General features: G+C 64.9%; 12 protein-coding genes and 1 pseudogene. 6 read left to right on the top strand and 7 right to left on the bottom strand.

The genetic code is table 11. The features are described 5' to 3' along the window. The first annotated feature begins 934 nt into the window (after positions 1 to 934). Both ACSFDB_RS19355 and ACSFDB_RS19350 read left to right on the top strand, forming a co-directional pair. A complete protein-coding gene (locus ACSFDB_RS19355; RefSeq protein ID WP_090312165.1) occupies positions 935 to 1,312 on the top strand; it encodes a winged helix-turn-helix domain-containing protein in 378 nt (125 codons plus the stop codon). Beyond that, on the top strand, positions 1,309 to 1,605 hold the full coding sequence (locus tag ACSFDB_RS19350) for a DUF7521 family protein (protein WP_090312164.1): 297 nt from the start codon (positions 1,309 to 1,311) through the stop codon (positions 1,603 to 1,605). Before ACSFDB_RS19355 ends, ACSFDB_RS19350 begins: the two co-directional genes overlap by 4 nt. Before the next feature lie 275 nt (positions 1,606 to 1,880). On the opposite strand, the gene ACSFDB_RS19345 is transcribed toward ACSFDB_RS19350, so the two are convergent. The 6 genes and pseudogenes from ACSFDB_RS19345 to lipA all read right to left on the bottom strand — a co-directional run bounded on the left by ACSFDB_RS19345 (position 1,881) and on the right by lipA (position 9,849). Then, positions 1,881 to 3,032 (bottom strand): multicopper oxidase domain-containing protein, encoded by a 1,152-nt coding sequence (locus ACSFDB_RS19345; protein ID WP_440772535.1) that lies wholly within the window; start codon positions 3,030 to 3,032, stop codon positions 1,881 to 1,883. Between the two features lie 149 nt (positions 3,033 to 3,181). Further along, positions 3,182 to 4,645, bottom strand: a complete 1,464-nt coding sequence (gene lpdA, locus ACSFDB_RS19340) for a dihydrolipoyl dehydrogenase (RefSeq protein WP_440772534.1) — start codon at positions 4,643 to 4,645, stop codon at positions 3,182 to 3,184. Between the two features lie 78 nt (positions 4,646 to 4,723). Continuing rightward, a complete protein-coding gene (locus tag ACSFDB_RS19335) occupies positions 4,724 to 6,430 on the bottom strand; it encodes a dihydrolipoamide acetyltransferase family protein (protein WP_440772533.1) in 1,707 nt (568 codons plus the stop codon). Position 6,431: 1 nt separating this feature from the next. Then, positions 6,432 to 7,492 (bottom strand): annotated as a pseudogene (locus ACSFDB_RS19330) (alpha-ketoacid dehydrogenase subunit beta). Positions 7,493 to 7,496: 4 nt separating this feature from the next. Further along, positions 7,497 to 8,603, bottom strand: a complete 1,107-nt coding sequence (gene pdhA, locus ACSFDB_RS19325) for a pyruvate dehydrogenase (acetyl-transferring) E1 component subunit alpha (protein ID WP_440772532.1) — start codon at positions 8,601 to 8,603, stop codon at positions 7,497 to 7,499. A gap of 295 nt (positions 8,604 to 8,898) precedes the next feature. Then, positions 8,899 to 9,849 carry a lipoyl synthase gene (gene lipA / locus ACSFDB_RS19320; protein WP_440772531.1) on the bottom strand — a complete coding sequence of 317 codons (951 nt, stop codon included), beginning with the start codon at positions 9,847 to 9,849 and terminating at the stop codon, positions 8,899 to 8,901. A gap of 177 nt (positions 9,850 to 10,026) precedes the next feature. Between lipA and ACSFDB_RS19315 the strand changes: the two genes are divergently transcribed. From ACSFDB_RS19315 to ACSFDB_RS19305, 3 genes are all read left to right on the top strand, one after another. Beyond that, a complete protein-coding gene (locus ACSFDB_RS19315) occupies positions 10,027 to 10,542 on the top strand; it encodes a PH domain-containing protein (protein WP_090312157.1) in 516 nt (171 codons plus the stop codon). Positions 10,543 to 10,659: 117 nt separating this feature from the next. Continuing rightward, a complete protein-coding gene (locus ACSFDB_RS19310; protein WP_440772530.1) occupies positions 10,660 to 11,259 on the top strand; it encodes a DUF7978 family protein in 600 nt (199 codons plus the stop codon). A 91-nt stretch (positions 11,260 to 11,350) separates the two neighbouring features. Then, entirely contained in the window at positions 11,351 to 13,714 is a 2,364-nt protein-coding gene (locus tag ACSFDB_RS19305) for a DEAD/DEAH box helicase (protein ID WP_440772529.1), read from the top strand. Between the two features lie 130 nt (positions 13,715 to 13,844). On the opposite strand, the gene ACSFDB_RS19300 is transcribed toward ACSFDB_RS19305, so the two are convergent. Then, positions 13,845 to 14,504 (bottom strand): HAD family hydrolase, encoded by a 660-nt coding sequence (locus tag ACSFDB_RS19300; protein WP_440772528.1) that lies wholly within the window; start codon positions 14,502 to 14,504, stop codon positions 13,845 to 13,847. A gap of 226 nt (positions 14,505 to 14,730) precedes the next feature. Between ACSFDB_RS19300 and ACSFDB_RS19295 the strand changes: the two genes are divergently transcribed. Then, positions 14,731 to 16,479, top strand: coding sequence for a histidine kinase N-terminal 7TM domain-containing protein (locus ACSFDB_RS19295; protein WP_440772527.1), 1,749 nt, complete (start codon positions 14,731 to 14,733; stop codon positions 16,477 to 16,479). The last annotated feature ends 7 nt before the right edge of the window (positions 16,480 to 16,486 follow it).

Raw genomic sequence — 16,486 nt, 5'->3', positions numbered from 1 at the left:
GGGTTCATTTGGCGGTGAATGTAAATTCTTGTACACACTCACACATAAATGGGTCCACGTTCGGCGACCTCAGACCGCGACCGGTCGAGCGTCACCGAACTACCAAGGCTAACATCAGATCCCTTCTGTACGGCGGACCGCAGGGGAAGGATCCTCATTTCCTTCGGATCTATTCCTAGGTCGTCTGGGGTACATAACCCCTTCGAACCCTGTTGATCCGAGATGACGGAGCGAGTTGAACGCCCCGTCGATCACATATTCGTTTGCAATCCATCCGAATGCCCTCGTACACTTAAGGGCGTCGGATCGCAGATCGCCGAAAACCGCATCCGGCGGATCGGTTGCGATCCGAACTGAACGCCCAGCAACGTATAAGGGCAACGGATCGTCGCGACCGGCGAAGCCGGCCACGAGCACATCACGTTTCGAACGCCCGTATACGGATAAGGCCATCGGATCGACCCGACGGCAGTCGTGCGAGAGTGGATGGAGTGTCTACCTCCGTGCCGGGAAACGGCCAGAGGGAACGCGGCGTCGTGCGCCACGTTGTTCGCATTAGTAACGAGTGCCGGGTTGGTATATAAGGCCGTCGAACGATTCGACCATCGGAACCCGCTACCATGGCACGGTTTTCCACCAGTCAATCACTGCAGTTACACGACGATACGCAGCCGCTGCTCGAGCCCGAGTCGGTCCGAGCGGTCGACTCCTGAGTAGAATATCACGCGGGCGGAGGTCGGCCGGTCATTCCGCCCTTGCAGGCGCGGTCGGGCCGAATGAGACCCGCGTAATTTCTGTTCGAGCGTGCACGCGCAAGAACCTGTCGTGATTCGAGCGACTGTCACCGGATAACCGAACGAGTTCGGACGTAACGGGGTTCGAGGAGCGAATGCATCGATGCCAATAAACCACGTGCGTCGTAAGAGGTAGACGAATGGTCCGGGACCCGATCGCTTCGGAGTCAACGCCGTCAGCGGAGGAGATCTGCTCCGCGCTCGACGACCCCGACTGCCGAGAGATCATCCGGAATCTCGAGGAACCCATGACGGCTTCTGAGCTGACGAAACGGTGTGAGATCCCGCAGTCGACGCTGTATCGAAAGCTCGAGTTGTTGACCGACTCGACGTTACTCGAGGAGTCGACCGAGATTCGCCAGGACGGTCACCACGCGAGCAAGTACGCGGTCGCGTTCGACGAGATTACCCTCGTGTTGGACGAAGATCGGTCGCTGGCGGTGCAGATCGAGCGACCGGCCCGGACGGCGGACGAACGGCTGGCCGAACTGTGGTCGGAGGTGCGAAAGGAGACATGAGCCCACATCACACCGGCGCGACCGAAATCGCACTCGCACTCGCGGTCGTCAAGACGCTGGTGCTCGTCGTCGGAAGCGTCATCACGTACTTCGCGTTCAAGGCGTATCGGCGGACACGACAGCGCGCGCTCGGAATGCTCGCACTCGGGTTCGGGCTCGTGACGCTCGGACTCGTCCTCGCGGGGATGCTCTACGAACTGCTCAACGTCCAGTTGGCCTTGGGGATACTGCTCGAGAGTTTGCTCGTTCTGGCCGGCTTCCTCGTGATCGCGTACTCGCTGTACGTGCAGTAGACTCCGCACCCTGTTTTCGACACACCACGTCGCTGAAGATCAGCGTCCTCTCTCCATACCCGCGTGCCGAAATCGAGTCGATTCCCGCCGGCAACCGCTGTAGCCGTTCGAAAAGTGGTGAGTGATTTTCAGCCGATCAGAATTGCGAAGCGATTGCGAAGGCGATGGGTCGATCCGAACTGTCTCCCGTCGGCAAATCGGCAGAAGCGAGTGAGTCGCCTCGAATACGAGCCGAAAAGTCGGCGTTCTGTACGGGCCGGAAACGGGAATTCCGTTCAGCCCTCGAAGCCGGCGTCGTCCATGATTTCTCCGAACTCGTCGGTCTCCATCGCGTCCTCGTAGACGATCGCGGTCGCCATGCCGCCGGGGTAGCTGCCCTGGTTCGTGACGTGGTGGACCTTGTGGCAGTGAGCCGGGTAGATACCCGGGTCGGCAGTGGCCTCGAACTCGAGCGTGTAGCGTTCCGCGGGAGCGATGTTGACGACGTCCTCCTCGTGCTGGGCCGATTCGGGGATCGGCGAGCCGTCCTTCTCGATGACGGTGAACCGGTGGCCGTGCGTGTGGAAGGGGTGTGACTCGTAACCGTTGTTCGCGATGTTGAGATGCACGGTGTCACCCTCGGAGACGATCAGCGGCGTCCCCAGCTCCGGGTGGAACGTCGTCGGGGCGCTCCGACCGTTGATCGTGTAGGTGTCCGGAGAGCGATCGACCGGACTGTAGTCGGCGTCACCGCCGGCTTCTCGCTCGTGGAGCCGGCTGTCCCAGTCGCGCAGCGTGAAGAAGTACTCCCGATCCGGCGGTTCGTAGTCCTCGGGATCGACTCGGAAGATCCCGTACATGCCCATATCGAGGTGGTTGTGCGTCTGGTAGTGGCAGTGATAGACGTGAGTGCCCGGAGCGGTACCCTCGAGCGTGTAGGTGTGACTCTCGCCACCTTTGACGCGAGTACGGGTAGTGACCGGGGCACCGTCGTCGGCCCAAGTCTTGCCGACGGCGTGGACGTGAACGGTGTGGGGCCGGTTGTGTTCGCTGTTGTCGTACGTGAGTTCGACCGTCTCGCCCTCGTTCATGCGGAAGACGGGGCCGGGAACCGACGGCGCGAGATCGTCCGCCTGCCAGGCCCACACTTCGGGGAGTTCGACGGGACCGCCGCTGGCCGCCTCGGTAACGAGCTGGTGGCGGGCGGGGACGGTTCGCAGCGTTGCCTCGTTGCCCTGTTCGGCGAAATCGACGACCTGTGGTGGGTCGGTGTACTCGTAGTCGGTCAGCGGACCGTCGTCGCCGTCCGAGTCGTCTTCGTCGTCTTCGCCGTCGCCATCGTCGCTCGAGAGCAGACCCGTACAGCCGGCGAGCGCACCGAGTGCGCCCGTGCCGGCGACCGAGAGGATGGTTCGCCGTCGAATGCGGCGGGGGGTGGTAGCTGTCATGGTCACAGCTGAAGAGAAGGGCCGACGGATGAAGGGTGGTAAAGGTAGTTCCCGCCGGGCGGGAACTCAGTCGACGACTTTCGGCCGGTGAGACCCTGTTCGGGCCAAAAACGGGAGATTCGTTGACTCGGTACGCGGTAACTCGTCCGCTATCGGTTCAGCGTGTGAATCGCGTGCCCGAGCGCGTTCTCGGCGGCCTCCATCACCGATTCGGAGAGCGTCGGATGGGCGTGAACCGTCGAGGCAACGTCCTCGAGGGTCGCACCCAACTCGATCGCGAGTCCGAGTTCGGCGATCAGTTCGGAGGCCTCGGGACCGACGATCGACGCACCGAGGACGTACCCTTCGTCCTCCTCGGCGACGATTTTGACGAAGCCGTCGGACTCGCCGGTCGTCAGCGCACGACCACTGGCCCGAAACGGGAACTGGCCGACGACCGTCTCGAAGCCGGTCTCCTCGGCCTCGGTCTCGGTCATTCCGACGGTGGCGATCTCGGGGTCGGTGAAGACGACCGCCGGCATCGCCTGGTAGTCGATCGCCGACGGCTCGCCGGCGATCACCTCGGCGGCGATCTGTCCCTCCATGCTCCCCTTGTGGGCGAGCATCGGCTCGCCCGCGACGTCGCCCACGGCGAAGATGTGATCGACGTTCGTGCGGGCGCGCGAATCGGTGTCGATGAAGCCGCGCTCGTCGGTCTCGACGCCGGCCGCCTCGAGGTCGAGCGTGTCGGAGACGGGGCTGCGGCCGACGGCCACGAGCACGTTCTCGACGTCGAGTTCGAGGCGTTCTTCTGCTGCGGCTTCGGCGCTCCCACCATCCGTCGCAGCGTCCTCGACGGGGTCGGCGATGACGCGAATGCCCCCGTCCGGTTCGTACCACTCTGTGGCGGTGTAGCCGAACTCGAACTCGATCCCCAGCTCCTTCGCGCGCTGTTTGACGGGTCGTTTGACGTCGTCGTCGTAGCCCGGCAGGATCGAGTCGAGCATCTCGATCACCGTTACGTCGGTCCCCAGTTTCGCGAAGACGCTGGCCAGTTCCATGCCGATGTAGCCCGCGCCCACGACGACCATCGAGTCTGGGATGGAGTCCAACGCGAGCGCCTGTCGCGAGTTCAAGACCGGCTCGTCGTCGAACGAGAAGTCCGGAATCGAGATGGGACGCGAGCCGGTCGCGACGATCGCGTGTTCGAACTCGAGCGTCTCCGATCCCTGTCCCTCACCGCCGTGAGAGACGCGGACGGTGTTTTCGTCGACGAAGGTGGCGGTTCCCTCGAGCAGGTTGACCTGGTTCGCCTTGCAGAGTTTCTCGACGCCGCTGGTGAGCTGGTCGACGACGCCGTCTTTCCACGCGACCATCCCCGAGAGGTCGATCGCGGGGTTGGCGTGAATCCCCATCTCCTCGGCCGTAGCGGCGTCGTGGGCGACGTCGGTCGCCGTGATCAGTGCCTTCGACGGGATACAACCGTGGTTCAGACAGGTACCTCCGTAGGCTTCCTTCTCGACGAGCGTAACGTCCAGATCGAGCTGTCCGGCCCGGATCGCGGCCACGTAGCCGGCCGGACCGGCGCCGATAATCAGCACGTCCGTCCCGGTGGTGACGTCTCCGACGACCATCAGTTCGGTCCCTCCCTCGTGTGTGGTGTTACTGTGTACATAGTGAATCGTGGTGGTTGCTGGTAGGAGACTCTACGCTCACTCGAGCAATAGTAGGTGTGGGTTCTCGAGGTACTCCATCACCGTGTTCGTAAACTGGGCGCCGACCGCGCCGTCGATCAGTCGGTGATCGAACGACAGCGACAGCGTCAGCACGGATCGCGGTTCGATCGACTCCGCGCCGGTTTCGTCGACGACGACGCGCGGTTTGCGTTTGATCTCGCCGAGCGCGAGAATGCCCGCCTCGGGGTAGTTGAGGATCGGCGTCGCGTACTCGCCGCCGATGCCGCCGACGTTGGTGATCGTGAACGTCGAGCCGCGCAGTTCGTCGGGGCTGATCGTCCGTTCGCGGGCCTTCTGGACGACTTCGTTCATCTCCGAGGAGAGCTGTAAGAGCCCCTTCCGATCGGCGTCGTCGACGACCGGCACCATCAGGCCGACGTCGGTCGCCGTGGCGATCCCGATGTTGTAGTAGTCGCGGTAGACGATCTCCTCGTTTTCCTCGTCGATGACCGCGTTCATCTCGGGGTACTCCTGAAGCGCTGCCACGACCGCTTTCATGACGAACGGCATGTAGGTCAGCCGAATGCCGCGATCCTCTGCGCGAGGCTTGAGCTGCTCGCGGGCTTCGACCAGGTCCGTCACGTCGACCTCGTCGTGGTGGGTGACGTGAGGCGCGCTGTACTTCGACTCGACCATGGCGTCGGCGATCGTCTTGCGGACGCCCTTGAACGGTTCGCGGCGCTCGCGTTCGCCCTCGGCGAAGTCGGTCCCTTTCGTTCCGACCGGCTCGCCGGCCTCGACCGCCGCTCGGTCGGCCTCCTGGGCCCGCTGTTGGGCGTCGGCGTACTCCCGAACCGCCTCGGGCGTCACGAACGCCTCGCCGTCGCGTTCCTCGTCCGTCGGAACGGCGTCGATGTCGACGCCCGCCTCCTCGGCGATCCGTCGGGTTGCGGGCGCAGCAAGTGTCTTCTCGCGATCGGCGGATTCGATATTCGCTGGCGGCTCGCTTGCCGTCTGCGCTTGGGCCTGACTCGAGGCCGCGTCCGCTGTCCCTTCCTCAGTTCCCGCGTCGCTCGAGTCGCCGTCGTCCGCCGCGGCCGATTCGTCCGCGGTCGCGGTCGTTCCACCGGATTCCTGCGTCTGTGCCTGTCCGCCGCCTGTAGGACCGCCACCAGCGGCGGCCTGGACGTCCGCAGCGGTGATCCGACCGCCGGGACCGCTGCCGCGAACCCGCGTGAGGTCGATCCCCTCCTCGCGGGCCATTTTTCTCACGCGCGGGGGCGCAAAGACGCGGTCCTGCGGCGTCGCGACCTCGTCGGTCTCGGCACCGAGCGCGCCGGAACTGCCGGCGGCTTCGCCGTCGTCGGCTTGAACCTGTGCGTGGTCGGGTGAATCGACACCTGCAGGCTCGCTCGCCTGTTCTTGTGCCGATTCCGTCGGCTCTTCATCCTTGCTCGCGGTTTCACCGCTCGCTTCCGAGGCGCGTGGCGCCTCGCTCTCTTCACCTTCCACGTTGAACGAGATGATCACCGTCCCGACCGGGACGACCTTGCCCGCCTCGACGTGTAACTCGCGAACCGTGCCGTCGACCGGCGACGGCACCTCCACGAGGGCCTTGTCGGTCTCGACCTCCGCGACCGGCTGATCCTCGCTCACCTCGTCGCCCTCCTCGACCAGCCACGAGACCAGTTCGCCCTCTGCGACCCCTTCGCCGACGTCCGGCAGTTCGAACTCTCTGACCATCTTAGAACCCCATTGCGTTACGGATGCCGTCCTCGATTCGTGCCGGTTCCGGCAGGTAGTAGTCCTCAAGTGCGTACAGCGGGAACGGCGTGTCGAAGCCCGTAATCCGCTCGACCGGGGCCTCCTGATAGAGGAGCGCTTCCTCCTGGAGGGTCGCCGTGATCTCGGCGCCGAGTCCGCCCGTTTTCGGGGCCTCGTGGACGACCGCCGCGCGGCCGGTCTTCTTGAAGGACTCGACGATGGTCTCCTCGTCGAGCGGCGAGAGCGTCCGGAGGTCGACCACCTCGGCGTCGATCCCCTCCTCGGCGAGGTTCTCGGCGGCCTCGATGGTCGGTCGGGTCATCGCCCCCCACGTGTAGACCGAGATGTCGCTGCCCTCGCGGCGGACGGCCGCCTCGCCGAGGGGCACTTCGTAGGACTCCGTGGGAACATCTCCGCGGAACGCCCGGTAGATGAGTTTCGGCTCGAGGAAGAGCACGGGATCCGGGTCGCGAATCGCGCTGATGAGCAGCCCCTTGGTGTCGTACGGCGTCGACGGGATGACGACCTTCAGTCCGGGCTGGTGGACGAACATCGCCTCCGTCGACTCGGAGTGGTGTTCGGGGGCTCGGATGCCGCCGCCGTAGGGCGCTCGGAGATCCACACGGGCGACCCTATCTTGAAATCCGCCGTGACCATCGGGCACGTGTATCGTCCGCGCGAGCGCGTCCGCAAGCGCGCGGCGTGAGAAACGATCTGATCGAACGCGGGGTAGATGAACCCGAGGAACTGCATCTCGGGGACCGGGCGCATCCCGTAGGCAGCCATACCGATGGCCGTGCCGACGATGCCCGACTCCGCCAGCGGGGTGTCGATCACTCGATTCTCGCCGAACTCGTCGTACAGCCCCTCCGTCGCGCGGAAGACGCCGCCGTTCTTCCCGACGTCCTCGCCCATGACGACGACGTCGTCGTCGCGTTCCATCTCGGTGTGCAAGCCGTCACGAACCGCCTGTACGAGCGTGAGGCTCTCCGATTCTCCGTCCGCGTCTGCGTGTGCGTGTGTATCTGTCTCTGCAGCCATGGTATCACTCTAAGAGCGCATCGTCGCCGTGTCGCTCGCGAATCGATTCGAAGTACTCGAGTTGTCGCTGTAAACGCTTGGGCATCCCCTCGTAAACGTGTGCGAAGATCTCCTCGGGATCCGGGCGTTCGACGGCCTCCGCGGCGTCGATGGCGTCGGCCACGTCCGTTTGAATCTGCGAGTCGATCTCCTCGACGCGGTCGTCGTCGAGGATCCCCTCGTTCCGGAGGTAGCTCTCGAGGCGCGGGATCGGATCCTTCTGCTTCCAGCGTTCGACCTCGTCGTCGTCGCGGTAGACGGACGGGTCGTCGGCCGTCGTGTGGGCGCCGAAGCGGTACTGGACCGCCTCGATGAGCGTCGGTCGAAGTTCGCCCTCGCCCGGATTTTTGGCCTTCTCGACGGCGTCGCGGGTGACCTTGTAGACCGCCAGCGGATCCATCCCGTCGACCTGGACCCCTTCGAAGCCGTAGGCTTCGGCCTTCTGCGCTAAGGTGGCGCTGGCCGTCTGGCGCTCTCGAGGAACCGAGATCGCCCACTGGTTGTTGTTACAGAAGAAGACGTTCGGCGTGTCGAAGACGCCGGCGAAGTTGAGCCCTTCGTGGAAATCACCCTCGCTCGTCGCGCCATCGCCGAAGTAACAGAGGAAGGCCTTCTCCTCGCCTTTGAGCTTCGAGGCCCAGGCGGCCCCCGTCGCGTGAGGGATCTGGGTCGCGATGGGCACGGCGACGGTGAAGATGTTGGCGTCTGCAGGGATCTGGTTGCCCTGCTCGTGACCCATCCAGTAGAGCAGCGTGCGTTTCAGGCTCATGCCGCGAACCAGCGCGGTGCCGTGCTCGCGGTAGCTGGGGAACACCCAGTCGTCTTCTGCGAGCGCGTAGGCGCTGCCGATCTGTGCGCCCTCCTGTCCCGACAGCGGCGGATACGTTCCCATCCGCCCCTGGCGCTGGAGGCTCACCGCCCGCTCGTCGAAGTGACGAATCAGGCGCATCTGCCGATACATCTCGACGAGTTCCTCGGCGCTCAGGTCGGGCACCTCGGCGCCCTCGAGGACCCGACCGCCCTCGTCGAGTATCTGCACTCGGTCTCGGGGGTTTCGCTGTAACGTACTCACGGAAAGACCCACCTGTACATAGTCTAGGGAACTATCGCTCGGGATAAAGGAGTTTCCCAAAAAAGTTTACTATGAGAGAGATTCTTGCCAACCACGCACAGAAATACCGTCCGCTCCCCGCCAAATCCGAACGGAGTTGTTCATGTGTGGATATTATAATTCATTCGTCTAATTTTGGCTCGAGAGGAGAGTAAATACTGGACAAACAGGAGGTTAGTATCGGGTGGTGGGTTGACAAGAACCATCGGTGGTGGCACGAGGCGCCCTCTGTCGTTCAGGATCCCGTTGGCTCGAGTTATTGCACGTTCGAATCGCGTGCGTCGGCTCTCGCCTCCTCGACGCTCTTTCCCTCCCGAAGCACGGCGTCGACGAACAGTTCGCCGGCCTTGTACGACGAGCGCACCATCGGACCGCTCGCGCAGTAGAGGAATCCCAACTCGTCCTCGGCGACGCGACGCCACGTCTCGTACTTGTCCGGGTGGTCGTAGCGTCGCACCTCGAGGTGATCCGTCGACGGACGGAGATACTGCCCGAGCGTGACGATGTCGACGCCGCGTTCGCGAAGATCCGCCATCGTCTGGTAGACCTCGTGATCGTACTCGCCGTGGCCCAGCATGACGGAGGTTTTGGTGTATATGTCGGATTCGCGGTCGACCTGCTCGAGCACGCCCAGACTCTGCTCGTAGCCCGCTCGTCGGTCCCGAACGGGAAACTGCAGGCGTTCGACGGTCTCGACGTTGTGGGCGATCACGTCCGGATCGGCGTCGATGATCTTCCGGACGAGCCGTTCCTCGCCCTGAAAGTCGGGAATCAGGACCTCGACGAGGATCCCGGGATGTCGATCCTTGATCTCGCGGATCGTCTCCGCGAAGTGGCCCGCGCCCTGATCCGGCAGGTCGTCCCGGTCGACGCTCGTCAGGACGACGTAGTCCAGCCCAATCTCGGCTATGGCGTCGGCGACGTTTGCGGGTTCGTCGGGATCGAGCGGCTCCATCCCGCCCGTCTGGACGTCACAGAAGTTGCAGGCTCGAGAGCACCGATCCCCCATCAGCATGAACGTGGCCGTCCCGCCCGCACTCTCCCCGGTTCCCGCTCCGCCGGACCAACACTCGCCCAGATTCGGACAGTTGGCCTCCTCGCAGACGGTGTGGAGGTTGCGCTCGCGCAGCGTCTCTCGGATGCCCGCGAACTCCCGGCCCGACGGCGGCCGCATCTTCAACCAGTCGGGCTTGCGTGCGCTGCTCATACCCGTACGAAGGGGCCCTCGGTGAAAAACCGTGGTGGTTCCGGGGGTTGACATCCCCCGCCGCGCGACCTCGAGATTGCGCAGACCGTTCGAGTGTCGCGTATGTCCGGGTTACGTGAGAGTAGGGCCCTCGTACCCCCGATAGCGTTATCCGAGCGAACGGAATACCCTCGAGCGATGGCCTTCAGCACGACTCCCGACTGGTTCCACATCAGCGACGACGACGACGTCGTCTGGGAGAGCCGTCCACACCCGATCACGATGGGCGCGGGGCTCCCGGTCGGGGTCGTCGTCGCGCTACTCGGTCTCGTTCTGGCCGGCTGGACCGCGGGCGACGGCGTCGGACTCCTGACGATCGTGGGCGTTCTCGTCGCCCTCGGCGGCGCGGGGCTGGCGTTCGCGCGCTACCTCGTCTGGACGAACACCCGCTACGTGATCACGACCTCCGAGCTGTACAAGAAGTACGGCGTCGTCTCGCGGGACGTCACCCAGTTTCGTCTCGACCGCGTCCAGAACACCAGCCTCAGCCAGGGCGTGGTCGGCCGCGCGCTCGGCTACGGCGACCTGACCGTCTTCACCGCGGGCTCGGGCGACCCCGAACTCACCTTCGAACGAGTCCCCAGCCCCGAGCGGGCCTCGAGTCTATTGAGCGACCAACTCGAGGCGACGTCGACCGACGAGTCGGCCGTCTAACCTCCCTCGTCGGCGCTCTCCGTCGCGTTCAGTCACGTTCCGTAGTGACAACGTTCCCGTAGTTCTCGAGTCGAACCACAAAGCCCATTAGTTCAACCCCCTTCCGGGGTCGACACAATGGCGTCACAACTGTCGACGGCCAACGACGGCGCGGTATCGCGCGGTTCGAGCGTCGCGGCGAGTGCGGGACTCGGGGTCCTGGCCGCCGCGATCGGCTACCTCGTGAGCTACGTGCTGATCGTCGACGAGGTCCGCGACGCCTTCGGCGGCGACGTCGCCGACTGGAAGGGCGTCGCCTGGTACTTCTACAACGCCCACCTGGTCGACGTCGAGACGACGGGTTCGTTCGGCGGGTTCAGCGGCTCGAGCACCGTCGACTTCATCGCCGAATCGGGCTCGACGAGCGCGACGCTGCTGTACGTCGTCCCGCCGCTCGTCTTACTCGGGATGGGAGCCATGCTCGCCCGACAGTGGAACGTCGCCGATATCGGCGAGGCCGTCACCGTCGGCACGCCGGTGACCATCGGCTACGCCGTCGTGGTTGGTCTCGGCGCACTCGTCGCTGAATCCAGTTCCGAGGGGTCGTTCTTCGGCATCGAAGCGAGCGGCTCGGTCGCACCGGAGCTCCTGCCCGCGATCGTGCTCGGCGGCATCCTCTACCCGCTCGTGTTCGCCACCGCGGGGGCCGTGCTCGTGGCCGTTTTCGGCTCGCGGTAAGCGAAAACTCGAGTCGCCCGTTTCTCCCTCACCCCGCCGAAACGCGCCTCGAAGGAAACGCCTTTGACCCGTCACTCCCCGTGTGAGGGTGATGGAGGTCGCCGAGGTTCTTCCCGAATTCGCGGACGCTTTTGCCTTCGAGGAGTTCAACCGGATGCAACGCGAGGCACTGCCAGGGCTGCTCGAGTCCGACGAAAACGTGGTCGCGAGCGCGCCGACGGCTTCGGGCAAGACCGCGCTCGCGGAGCTGGCGATCTGTAAGGCGCTCGCCGACGGCGGGACCGCACTGTTTATCGCCCCGTTACGAGCGCTGACGAACGAGAAAGAAGACGATTGGGACCGCTTCGAGGAGCTGGATTACTCGGTGTACGTCGTCACCGGCGAGCGGGATCTGAATCCCCGACGAGCGCGACGCGCGGACATCCTCGTGATGACGCCCGAGAAACTCGACTCGGCGACCCGCAAACACGACTCCCGACGCTACGACTTCGTCACCGATATCGACGTCTGCGTCATCGACGAGGTTCACCTGCTCGACGCCGATCGACGCGGCTCGGTGCTCGAGGTCACGATCTCTCGACTCCGACGGCTCTGTGACCCGCGCGTGGTCGCGCTCTCGGCGACGATGCCGAACGTCGACGACGTGGCCGCGTGGCTCGACGCGCCCGACGAGACCACGTTCGAGTTCGGCGACGAGTACCGCCCCGTCGAGTTGAACGCGGGGGTCAAAACCTACACACACGGCGACAACGCCTTCGCGGACAAGTACCGTCGCCTCTACCGGGCGATCGACCTCGCGGAGCCACACCTCCGAGAGGACGGCCAGTCGCTCGTCTTCGTCTCCTCCCGGCAGGACACCGTCCAGGCGGCCAAGAAGGCCCGAGACGAGATCGCCGAGCGCGACGTTCCGATGGGCGTTCGCGGCGAGTACGAGTTCCACACCGATTTGAAGGAGCGACTGGACAACGACACGCTCTATCACTCCGTGCTCGACGGCGTCGCGTTCCACCACGCCGGCCTCTCGAAGAACGACCGCGACCTCGTCGAGGAGTGGTTCAAGGAGGGCCACATCGAACTCCTCTTTTCGACCTCGACGCTCGCGTGGGGCGTCAACCTCCCCGCGCGCTGCGTCGTGATCCGGGACACGAAGATCCACGACCCCCTCGAGGGCGAGGTCGACATGAGTCCCCTCGACGTGCTCCAGATGCTCGGCCGCGCGGGCCGACCGGGCTACGACGATATCGGCTACGGCTGGGTCGTCTGCGACGGCTCGGACGCGGACAAGTACCGACGGCTGCTTCGCGACGGCAAGGAGATCGAATCCCGCCTCGCGGAGACCTTGGAGACCCACCTCAACGCCGAGATCGCGATGGGGACGATCACCGATCTCGAGGACGTGATGGACTGGCTCGAGACGACCTTCTACTACGTTCGCGGCCAGTCGAAGCCCGAGGAGTACGACTTCCCGAACCTCCGCCAGCGCGTCCGGGACTGCCTCGAGCAGCTGGTCGGGCGCGGCTTCGTGGAGATGGACCCCGAGACCCTCTCGATCGAGGCGACGCCGCGGGGCGTGTTGGCCTCGAAGTACTACCTGCGCCTCGCGACGGCCGTCACGTTCGCGGAGCTGTGCGACCGCGCCGGTGAGGACGGCGAGACGCTCGCGGCTGACGACATCCTCGAGGCGGTTGCGACCGCCGAGGAGTTCGACTCGGTCTCGGCCCGCCAGTCCGAACGCGACGCGATCAACGCGGTGCTCGTCGGCCGGGAGACGGACGATCTCGAGGCGGGTCAGCGGAAGGTTCTCGCGATCCTTCGTGGTGCCGCGGACGGCTCGACGCCGACGGAGCTCTCGAGCGACGCGTGGGTGATCCGTCGCAACGCGACGCGACTGATCTCCGCGCTGGGGGCGTTTCTCGACCGTCTCGCGGGGCCCCACGAAGCCAACCTCGCCCGCCGGGTCGAGGCCCGGATCGAGAACGGCGTCGCCGAGGACGCGGTCGGCCTGACCGCCATCGATGGCGTCGGGCCGGGACGGGCGAGCAAGCTGTCGAGCGAGGGGCTGTCGACGCCTGGCGATATCGTGGACGCGGGACTCGACGGACTGATTTCGGCCGACCTCTCGGAGGGCGTCGCCGAGCGCGTCTACGAGGGCGCTCAGTCGCTCCCCGCCATCGAAATCGACTGGGGCGAGTTCCCCGAGACCGTCGCGACGGGCGAGAACGAAGTTTGTGAGGTGACGATCCGCAACGTCGGCGAGCCCGCGCGGGCGGGCATTCGGGTGACCGTCAACGGGGTCGAAATGACCAGCACGAGCAGCTACCTTCGTGACGAGGACACGGTTCCCGTCGGCGTCTTCGGGGCCGACGCCGAGGAACTCGAGTACACCGTCAGTATCGTCTTTCCCGAAGAGCCGCTGCTCCCGATCCGAGAACGGCGGACCGTCGACGTCGTCTGATACGTCTGCTGTAAGTCATTTCCGGTGCAACCGTGACCGTCCTGCGGTTCACCGGTAAATCGTTACAGCGGACCGTATGAGTGCGCCGAGCGGACGGTGTTCGGTCCCGGACCGCTGCGTTACAGTTATCTCACACGGCCAGCTCGAGCACCGCCTCCCGAACCCCGTCGGCTGAATCGACGACCTCGTCCGCCAGCGAGTAATCGATGTCGCCGTGGGCGTCGATCCGGTAGGCGACGACGACGGTGTCGGCTCGAGCCGCCGCCTCGATCCCGTTCTCCGAATCCTCGACGACGACGCATTCCTCGGCGGGAACGCCGATCTCGTCGGCCGCGTGCTCGAAGACGTCGGGTTCCGGCTTGCTTGCCGCGTCGATGTCGTCGGCGCTGATCACGCGGTCGAACTCGCTCTCGAGGTCGAAGCGCTCCGTGACCATCCCGATCCAGTCGTGGGGCGAGGAGGAAACGACCGCGGTGGGGACGTCCTGTTCGTCCAGTCGGTCGAGCAGGTCGTCGAGGCCGTCGAGGAGGTCGACGCGCTCGGTGTAGATCTCCTCGGCCGCGGCGTTGAACCGGTCGATCCACTCCTCGCGGCTGATGGCGGTTTCGTACTCGTTCTCGAGGTAGTCGTAGATCTCGCGGAAGTTCATCCCGCTAGTCTCGGCGAGGTCGACGTCGTCGTCGGGGACGGCGTCGGGAAAGAGCTCCTCGCGTTCGAACTCGACCCAGTAGTCCTCGCTGTCGACGAGGACGCCGTCCATATCGAACAGCACTGCGCTCGTGTCGCTCATGTGAGCGGGCTACCCGGGCGTCACGGATAGCCGTTTGGCAAGCAGTCGGTTTCGGGGTGAAAACCCTCGCCTACTCGCTCCAGAGACCGGTACGGTTATACACCGCGTATTTGATGAGTGGTAGTAACTCGCACAGCCTCGTGTCGGGAACGGTGGCGATAGACGCTCCGTTGGGAGCGAACCGAACCGACGTCTCGTCGGGCGAGCGGGGCTACCGAGCGAACGCATGATTCAGGGTTTCGAACCGTACCTCTGGCTGAACGTCGTCGGCGTCGTCCTGTTCAGTGCGATCGCGGTCGTGGCGTGGCGCCACCGCGAGCAACCCGCCGGGCTCCCCCTCGTCGTGTTCAGCCTCGCCAGCGCGGGCTGGGCGATCGTTCCCGATCTCGCGTTCGTCGCGCTCGGCATCGGCTGGGTCTACTGGGGGACGATCCTCGGCTACGTCTTCATCGACCTGCTCGTCGTCGCCTGGCTCTACATCGCCGTCGAGTACTCGAGTCGCGAACTAGCGTGGCTGCCGCCGATGGCACCGCTACTGGTCGCTGTCCCCCTGCTCGATCAGCTCGTCCAGTGGACCAACCCGCAACACGGACTGTTTTACGCGACGCTCGAGGTCGTCGAACCGGGACCGCTGTTCTACGTCCACGCGCTACTTGCGACCCTCGCGATCGTAACGGGACTCGCACTCGTTCTCGACGAGTACCGGCGCTCTCGAGGGATCTATCGCCGGCAGGCCCTCGCGATGGCCTGGGCGATGGGCCTGTTCGTGCTCACGACGGTCGCCTACATCACCGACCTCGCTCCCGGCGGCTCGAGCGCGTTCTCGATCGCCGGACCGGTCGTCGGCGGCGTCTTCCTGTGGGCGCTGTTCTACGCCGACTTCCTGGAAGTCGCGCCCGTCGCTCGCCAGACGCTCGTCGACAGCATGAGCGACGGTGTGATCGCGCTCGACACCCAGGGTCGGATCATCGAACTCAATCGGACCGCACAGGACATCCTCGAGGTTGATTCCGACGTCGTCGGCCGTCCGGGTGACGCCGCCTTCGACACCTTCCCGATACTCCGAGATCACGTCGGAGCGGGCGTCGAAACGACGACGGAGTGTACCGTCGAACGGACCGGCGAGACGAGACACTACGATCTGCGTCTCTCACCCGTCTACACCGACCCGAGAACGCTGTCCGCCCGGCTGATGGGCCGTCCCGAGGAGTACGTCGGCGACGTCGTCGCCATCCGCGACGTGACCGACGGCCGGCGCAAGGAACTGGCGCTCGAGCGAACGAATCGACAGCTCGATCAGTTTACGCGCTTCGTCAGCCACGACCTGCGAAGTCCGCTTGGCATCGCCTCGAGCTATCTCGAGTTCGCCCAGGAGACGGGTGACGACGAGGACTTCGAAGCGGTGCGCGACCGCCTCGAGCGGATGGAGGCGATCCTCGACGATCTCCTGGGTCTCGCGAGGCTCCACGGAAAGAGCGTCGAGCGCGAACCGTGTCAGCTGACGGCAGTCGCGTGCTCCGCCTGGGACCACGTCGACACCACCGGGGCATCGCTCACGCTCGCCGACGAGTTGACGCTCTCCGCCGACGACGCCTACCTGCACAGCGTGTTCGAGAACCTCTTTCGGAACGCTGTGGAGCACAGCTCCACAAGCTCTGCTTCGCAGGCTCAGCACGGTAGTGAAGAATGCGACGCAACGAGCAGTCGGCCGCAGGCTGACGACGAGCACGACAGCGAGACCGTCACGATCGAGGTCGGCGCACTCGAGGATGGAACCGGGTTCTACGTCGCAGACGACGGCCCGGGGATTCCCGCTGGAATGGAGGCCGCGGTGCTCGAGCAGGGATACTCGACGAAGGACGACGGGACCGGGCTGGGGCTGTCGATCGTCCAGACGATCATCGACGCCCACGGCTGGACGCTTCGCGTCGGACAGAGCAAGCGCGGCGGTGCTCGCTTCGAGATCGAGACCTAAAAATCGA

Source organism: Natronorubrum amylolyticum (assembly GCF_052040145.1).
Lineage (GTDB): Archaea > Halobacteriota > Halobacteria > Halobacteriales > Natrialbaceae > Natronorubrum.
This window is presented reverse-complemented; position numbering and strand designations above follow the sequence as displayed.

Excerpts from the sequence above, each read along its gene's own strand:
- ACSFDB_RS19345 (WP_440772535.1), bottom strand. The coding sequence starts at position 3,032 with ATGACAGCTACCACCCCCCGCCGCATTCGACGGCGAACCATCCTCTCG.
- lipA (WP_440772531.1), bottom strand. The coding sequence starts at position 9,849 with ATGAGCAGCGCACGCAAGCCCGACTGGTTGAAGATGCGGCCGCCGTCG.
- ACSFDB_RS19295 (WP_440772527.1), top strand. The coding sequence starts at position 14,731 with ATGATTCAGGGTTTCGAACCGTACCTCTGGCTGAACGTCGTCGGCGTC.
- ACSFDB_RS19300 (WP_440772528.1), bottom strand. The coding sequence starts at position 14,504 with ATGAGCGACACGAGCGCAGTGCTGTTCGATATGGACGGCGTCCTCGTC.
- ACSFDB_RS19305 (WP_440772529.1), top strand. The coding sequence starts at position 11,351 with ATGGAGGTCGCCGAGGTTCTTCCCGAATTCGCGGACGCTTTTGCCTTC.
- ACSFDB_RS19350 (WP_090312164.1), top strand. The coding sequence starts at position 1,309 with ATGAGCCCACATCACACCGGCGCGACCGAAATCGCACTCGCACTCGCG.
- ACSFDB_RS19335 (WP_440772533.1), bottom strand. The coding sequence starts at position 6,430 with ATGGTCAGAGAGTTCGAACTGCCGGACGTCGGCGAAGGGGTCGCAGAG.
- ACSFDB_RS19355 (WP_090312165.1), top strand. The coding sequence starts at position 935 with ATGGTCCGGGACCCGATCGCTTCGGAGTCAACGCCGTCAGCGGAGGAG.
- ACSFDB_RS19310 (WP_440772530.1), top strand. The coding sequence starts at position 10,660 with ATGGCGTCACAACTGTCGACGGCCAACGACGGCGCGGTATCGCGCGGT.
- lpdA (WP_440772534.1), bottom strand. The coding sequence starts at position 4,645 with ATGGTCGTCGGAGACGTCACCACCGGGACGGACGTGCTGATTATCGGC.
- ACSFDB_RS19315 (WP_090312157.1), top strand. The coding sequence starts at position 10,027 with ATGGCCTTCAGCACGACTCCCGACTGGTTCCACATCAGCGACGACGAC.